This window comes from Stenotrophomonas sp. PI_27 (assembly GCF_027854495.1).
GTDB classification, from domain to species: Bacteria; Pseudomonadota; Gammaproteobacteria; order Xanthomonadales; family Xanthomonadaceae; genus Stenotrophomonas; species Stenotrophomonas pavanii.
Genome location: NZ_JAJNOF010000020.1, coordinates 48,866 through 55,230, shown reverse-complemented (window position 1 = coordinate 55,230; position 6,365 = coordinate 48,866). Strand labels below are relative to the sequence as shown.

The 6,365-nt window shown below is 65.8% G+C and carries 8 protein-coding genes; all 8 read right to left on the bottom strand.

Annotated elements, in window-relative coordinates; genetic code table 11:
• Positions 1–63 precede the first annotated feature (63 nt).
• Complete coding sequence (locus LRM18_RS19170; protein ID WP_154331099.1) at positions 64–450, bottom strand: hypothetical protein; 387 nt, start codon at positions 448–450, stop codon at positions 64–66.
• Between the two features lie 531 nt (positions 451–981).
• A complete protein-coding gene (locus tag LRM18_RS19165; RefSeq protein WP_049466038.1) occupies positions 982–2,352 on the bottom strand; it encodes a HAMP domain-containing sensor histidine kinase in 1,371 nt (456 codons plus the stop codon).
• Positions 2,315–2,992 carry a response regulator transcription factor gene (locus LRM18_RS19160; RefSeq protein ID WP_005410804.1) on the bottom strand — a complete coding sequence of 226 codons (678 nt, stop codon included), beginning with the start codon at positions 2,990–2,992 and terminating at the stop codon, positions 2,315–2,317. Before LRM18_RS19160 ends, LRM18_RS19165 begins: the two co-directional genes overlap by 38 nt.
• Before the next feature lie 162 nt (positions 2,993–3,154).
• Complete coding sequence (locus tag LRM18_RS19155) at positions 3,155–3,616, bottom strand: hypothetical protein (protein WP_049466036.1); 462 nt, start codon at positions 3,614–3,616, stop codon at positions 3,155–3,157.
• A gap of 115 nt (positions 3,617–3,731) precedes the next feature.
• Positions 3,732–4,202 carry a hypothetical protein gene (locus tag LRM18_RS19150; RefSeq protein WP_049466034.1) on the bottom strand — a complete coding sequence of 157 codons (471 nt, stop codon included), beginning with the start codon at positions 4,200–4,202 and terminating at the stop codon, positions 3,732–3,734.
• Between the two features lie 97 nt (positions 4,203–4,299).
• Complete coding sequence (locus tag LRM18_RS19145) at positions 4,300–4,779, bottom strand: hypothetical protein (protein WP_049466032.1); 480 nt, start codon at positions 4,777–4,779, stop codon at positions 4,300–4,302.
• Positions 4,780–5,037: 258 nt separating this feature from the next.
• Positions 5,038–5,916 carry a 30S ribosomal protein S6--L-glutamate ligase gene (gene rimK / locus LRM18_RS19140; RefSeq protein WP_005418651.1) on the bottom strand — a complete coding sequence of 293 codons (879 nt, stop codon included), beginning with the start codon at positions 5,914–5,916 and terminating at the stop codon, positions 5,038–5,040.
• A gap of 97 nt (positions 5,917–6,013) precedes the next feature.
• Complete coding sequence (locus tag LRM18_RS19135) at positions 6,014–6,256, bottom strand: hypothetical protein (RefSeq protein ID WP_049466030.1); 243 nt, start codon at positions 6,254–6,256, stop codon at positions 6,014–6,016.
• Positions 6,257–6,365: the final 109 nt, after the last annotated feature.

Below are 6,365 nucleotides of genomic sequence, written 5' to 3'. Positions count from 1 at the left end.
TGGACGACTCGGTTGCCGGCCAGCGGCCGGCACTACCGAAGCGCATCCACGCATTGCGTGGACCTACTCCAGCTGCAGGCGGGCATAACGGGCCAGTTCCCGGGCGCCGAGCAGCAATCCATCTACCACATCCGGGCTCAGCTGCTGGTGGGCACCGCCCTGCTCGCGGGCGGCTTCGGCGGCGTGCAGCACCTGCATGAGTGCGTTCAAGCCGGCCAGGGTGCGGCTGAGGCCGGCCATGGTGGCCGCCTGGGCAGAGCTGAGGCCCTGTGCTTCCAATCGCCGCCCGTCGGCTGCGTCGCGGCCATCCATGCGGGCCAGCAGCGCGGGCAGCAGGTCCTTCGGATCGTCGAGCAGGGTTTCGATGCGCTCGGCGACGTCGGCCGGCAGCAGGTCAGCGGCTTCGCCGATCAGGGCATGCAGTTGGGGGAACAAGGGGCGTGCGGACATGGTGAATCTCCTCGCAGACGACGAGCCACCTGCGGATGCGAGGTGGCGGACGGTGCGGGTTGGCGTACCGGAGGTCCGACATTCAGCAAAAAGACTCCAGCGGATTCTGATGAATCCCCACGCACCGCCCGCCGAAGCAAGGCACGCGGTGCATTTTCAACGACTGACCGAGGGGCCGTCGAAGATTGCTGAATGTTGGTTTTTTTCAGGACGCCAATCCCGGCCAGGGCACCTGCCCCGGCCGACCCATCCGGCCATCACGTAGCGCTGTGATCTGTAAGGAAATTCTCAAGCCGCAGTTGGGTGTACGAATGCGTGCATGCGAACACGCACGCTACGTGGCAACGGTCACGGTGATGTCGTATTGGGCTTCTGGCCCATCACGTCTACGAAGTTAATTCGATGGCACAAGCGACACAGGGCGCGACACGAACCCGCTGCAGAGCCGAGCCTATGCTCGGCTCCGGAAAGCCACGGCAGCCGAGCGCAGGCTCGGCTCTACAAGTGGAACACCCACCAAAGCAGGTGGCCTTACAACGGCTTCGGCGAGAACGTCAGCGTGGCGATCACGCCGCGCTCGCCACCGGGGCGCACGCTGACCTGCCAGCCGTACAGATCGCACAGGCGGCTGACGATCGACAGGCCGATGCCACCGCCCTGCGAATGACCGGCGTGCGTACCGCGATAGCCGCGCTGGAACAGCTTGGCGGCGTCCTCTTCGCTCAGGCCCGGGCCGCTGTCGGTCACCGACACCGAATTGCTGCCGACAAAGACGCGCACCTCGCCATCCTGCGAGTATTTCACCGCGTTGCCGATCAGGTTGCCGAGCGCCACCGACAACGCCGCCTCCGGCGCATCGATCACCAGGTTGCGCTCGCCTTCCAGTACCAGCTCCAGCGGCTTGCCGCCCAGCTGTGCGCGGTGCGCATCCAGCAGCTGTTCGGCCACGCGGGCGACGTTGCTGGTGCCCTGCCCGCGTTCGTTGCGCGACAGCAGCAGCAGCGCGCCGATCAGGTCGCTGCACTGCTGTTCGGCACGCTGGATGCGCTGCAGACGCTGCAGCACCTTCTCATCCAGGCCGGGCCGGGTCAGCAGCAGCTCGGTGGCGCCACGGATCACCGCCAGCGGCGTGCGCAGCTCGTGGCTGACGTCGGCGTTGAACTCACGGTCGCGCTGCACCACTTCGGTCAGCCGCGACGAATAGTCATCCAGCGCCTGCGCCAGCTGCCCGACTTCGTCATCGGGGAAACGCGGCGCCAGCGGCTCGGGCTCGCTGGTGCCGCCGCGATAGGCGCGCAACCGCGCGGCCAGGTCCGAGACCGGCTTCATCACCTTCGATGCCGACCACCAGCCCAGCACCAGCGACAGCAGGCTGAACACCAGCACCGACAGCACCAGCGCGCGGTTGAGCTGCTGCCCACCGCGCACGCTGTCGGTCATGTCGTAGGCCAGGAACGCCCAGGCGTCGGGTGTTTTGCGCACGGCCAGCTTGTAGGCATAAGGTTGTCCGCGCTCGTCCACGCCAGAGATGTTGTGATTGCCATCGGGCAGCGCGGCCCAATCCGGCTCTTCTTCCCGCAACGCCTCGAACTTGTCGGGCTTGACCAGGCGCGCACGCATCTGCTGCACGGGCAGGTCGGGGTTGCGGTCGGGGCTCTCGTAGAACCGCCGGACGTACTCGTTGATGTTGCGGTTCATCACGTCTTCGACCAGCTGGTTTTCCACGCGCATGCGGGCCCAGTTGGTGGCGAACGCGAACAGTGTCGTCAGGCAGAAGCCCAACAACACGAACGAGACGATGATGCGGCTGCGCAGGCGCCGCCGATACGGCGAACGCCGGCGCTCCCCCTTGGTTGCCACGGAATCAGGCTTCCGGGGTGGCGATGCGGTATCCGATGCCATGGCGGGTCTGGATCAGCGGCACTTCAAACGGCTTGTCGACCACTGCACGCAGGCCGTGGATGTGGACGCGCAGCGAATCCGAGTCGGGCAGCTCTTCGCCCCAGACGCGGGTCTCCAGCTCCTGGCGGGTGACCACGGCCGGCGCGGCTTCCATCAGGGCCTGCAGGATCTTCAGCGCGGTCGGGTTGAGCTGCAGCAGCTTGCCCTGGCGACGCACCTCCAGCGTGTCCAGGTTGTATTCCAGGTCGCCGGTTTCCAGCACGCGGGTCTGCACGCCCTTGCCGCGGCGCGACAGCGCGTTCAAGCGCACTTCCACTTCCTGCAGCGCGAACGGCTTGATCAGGTAGTCATCGGCACCGGAATCGAAACCGGCCAGCTTGTTGTCCAGCGAGTCGCGGGCGGTCAACATCAGTACCGGGGTCTGCTTGCGCGCTTCGTTGCGCAGCTTGCGGCACACTTCGATGCCATCCATGCCCGGCAGGTTCAGGTCCAGCACGATGGCGTCGAACTCGTGGACCACGGCCAGGTGCAGGCCGGTCACGCCGTCGGCGGCGAAGTCCACGGTATGACCACGATCCTCAAGGTAGTCGCCAAGGTTGGCGGCGATGTCGCTGTTGTCTTCGATTACGAGAATGCGCACTGGGACCTCTGGTTCTTGAAGGGTCGTCGGGGGGCCAGGCCCACCCGCTCAGGATGCCCCTGTGCGGGTGGACGCGACGTCTACCTGCTGAACGATACAGGTTCCATTCTTAACATTTCGTACCGACGGGGCGACACCGGGCAAGGCCCCTGCGGCGGCGGGTCAGCGGCTGATGCGCTGCTGGTCGGTCAACGCCTGGCGGCTGTCTTCCTGGGCCTTGCGACGCTGGGCCACGGTCAGGCAGACACTGGTCGGCATGTTGCTGCCGGTGAGGCGCTCGCGACGGCAGATCATGCGGCTGTCGGCCTGGGCACGGGTCATGATGGTATTGACGATCTCCTGCTCGTTGAACAGGTCGTTGCGCTCCTGCGCCGCCAGCTCATCCACCTTCTCGCGGCCATTCATCTTGATCCGGATCCGGTTCAGCGCCTGCTGCACGCGACTCTTGTCCTCCAACCCGATTTCACTGTAGTCCTCGCTGCCCATGGCCGTTTCGACGCGGCGGATCTGCTCGGACACCGGGGTGAAGGAATCCATCTGCACGGTGTCCTTCTGCGCCTTGGCCTGCACGGTGGCCACCAGGCCGAGCGACAGCATCAGGGCGAGCGTAGTGTTGCGGTACATGACGAGCTCCATGTTCGTCCATGAATAGGGTCTCGACTTTACGGTTCCGCCGATGCGTCCACAAGGGACGCACGGCAGGGTGACCGATGGCCGCGCGCGGCCCGCGCGACAGTGCTCAGGGCTTGTAGTTGTTGAAGCGCTGGCCGTCGTTGAGCGCCTTGCGGCTGTCTTCCTCCGCCTTGCGGCGCTGGGCCACGGTCAGGCAGACGCTCTGCGGCATGTTACTGCCGGTGGTGCGCTCGCGACGGCAGACCATGCGGCTGTCGGCGTGGGCGCGGGTCATGATCGTGTTGATCACTTCCTGGTCGTTGAAGATCTGGGTGCGGTCCTGCGGGCTGACCTGTTCGATGCGTTCGTGGTCGCCCATCTTGATCTTGATGCGGCCCAGCGCCTGCTGCACGCGGCTCTTGTCTTCCAGCCCGATCTCGCTGTAGTCCTCGCTGTTGATGGCCGCTTCAACGCTGCGGATCTGTTCGGCCACCGGTGCATTGGCGTCGAACTTCACCTGTGCCTTCTCGGGCTTGGCGTGGGCGGTGGTGGCCAGTGCCAGGCCCAGCATCAGGGCGACGGGAATCATGCGCTGCATCGTTACCTCCAGGTTCTTCCATGAGTGGAAATCGATCCTGCGCTATCGCCGACGCGCCGTCACGGCACGGTCGGCGAGACCACAGGCCCGTGCGCGCTCAACGCCCGGCGGGCGGTGGGCTGAGCATGTTGTAGCTGCGCTGGTCGTTGATCAGCGCCTTGCCCTTCTCCTCGATCCGGCGCCGTTCGGCCACGGTCAGGCAGCGGCTCCTGGGCATGTTGCTGCCGGTGGTGCGTTCGTACTTGCAGATCTGCCGGCTGTCTTCGTGGCCGCGCGCCAACAGGGTGTTGATGCGTTCCTGCTCGTTGAAGACCTCGGCCTGCAGCTGCGGCGGCAGTTCCTGCACGGTCTGGCGCTCGCCCAGGTGCTGGCGGATGCGCGACAGCGACTGCTGCACCTGGCCGCGATCCTCGGCAGACAGTTCGGCATAGTCGGGGGCAGCCAGGGCGGTTTCCACCTGCCGCATCTGTTCGGCGACCGAGCCCTGCCGGTCCATCTGTACAGCGGCTTTCTCCGGCTTGGCGGCAACAGCGCCAGACAGGCCCAGCAGCAACGCGATCGTCATGATGCGGTACATCGCCAACCTCCCGATCCATCCCGGAACGAAGGGCCAACTCTACGACCGTCACCCGGCCTCCACAAGAGACCTTGGGCACGGGGCCGACCGGCATAAAAAAGGCCCAGGCGGTGCACCCGCCTGGGCCTGAAGTCGTATCCCGATACCGATCCTGCTGAGAGGCAGAGCTGCGGTTCGCTGAAGCCTACGCCGGGGTCGATTAAAGCCTCGTTAAAGCCGCGGATCATTTACCCATGAGATTCACAACCCAATGAATAATCAGGGCTTTTTGATCTTCTCTACGTGCTCGATGATCCGCGTGGCCACGTCGACCCCGCAGGCCGCTTCGATGCCCTCCAGCCCGGGCGTGGAGTTGACCTCCAGCACCAGCGGGCCGCGCGCGGAGCGGATCAGGTCCACGCCGCAGACGGACAGGCCCAGTGCCTTGGCCGAGCGCACCGCCACCTGCTGCTCGGCACGGCTGGCCTTGGCCGCCACGGCGGTGCCGCCGGCGTGCAGATTGGAGCGGAAGTCGCCCTCCGGTGCCTGCCGCTGCATCGACGCCACCACCTGGTCGCCGACCACGAAGCAGCGCAGGTCGGCCCCCTTGGCCTCGCCGATGAATTCCTGCATCAGGAAGTTGGCATACAGACCGCGCAGGGCCTCGACGATGCCGCGCGAGGCACTGGCCTTTTCGGTCAGGATCACGCCGCGCCCCTGGGTGCCTTCATTGAGCTTCACCACATGGGGTGGCGGACCGAGCATGGACAGCAGGTCGACGGTGTCATCAGGGTTGTCGCCGAACACGGTGACCGGCATGTCGATGCCCTTGGCCGCCAGCAGCTGGTGCGCGCGCAGCTTGTCGCGCGAACGCAGGATGGCGTCGGACGGGTTGGGCGTGCGCGCGCCCATCAGTTCGAACTGGCGCAGCACGGCGGTGCCGTAGCGGGTGATGGAGGCACCGATGCGCGGGATGACCATGTCCACGCCGGTCATCGGCCGGCCCTTGTAGTGCATGGAAAAGCCATCGGCGGCGATACGCATGTAGCAGCGCAACGGGTCCAGGATGCGCACGGTGTGGCCACGCGCACGTGCCGCCTCGACCAGCCGACGGGTGGAATACAGAGAGCTGTTGCGGGACAGGATGGCGAGCTTCATCGCAGTGGGATCGGTCGGCAGGCGCGCAGCATAGCGCGGGCGTGTGGCGGGCGGATGATGCCCGTCGCCGACGATCACCAACGTTGTGGATGAAGCGTCAGCTGTCCCGTCCAGCGCTGGCCTGGAAGCCGTGGGCCGCTTCGCCCAATGCCGCCACGCAGGCCATCTGCAGGGCGGAATTACTGAACGCCTGCTGGTAGATCTGCTCGATCAGTTGCGCGGCCTTGGGGCCGCCTGCACGCCCGAGCGCGCGCACCGCCTCAAGCTGCTTGTTCGAGCCGACGCCGGCGGAAAGAAAGATTCTGTGGATGCGCTCGACGACGTCGTCCCGGCAGTTCATGGAAGGCAGCTCCTGATCAATATCCGCGCACGCTAGTCGGTCAGTGCCGGCCTGCCCATGGGAAAAGTTTGAAGCGTTACGCGCCACCGCCGCAGCACTTCTAGGAGTT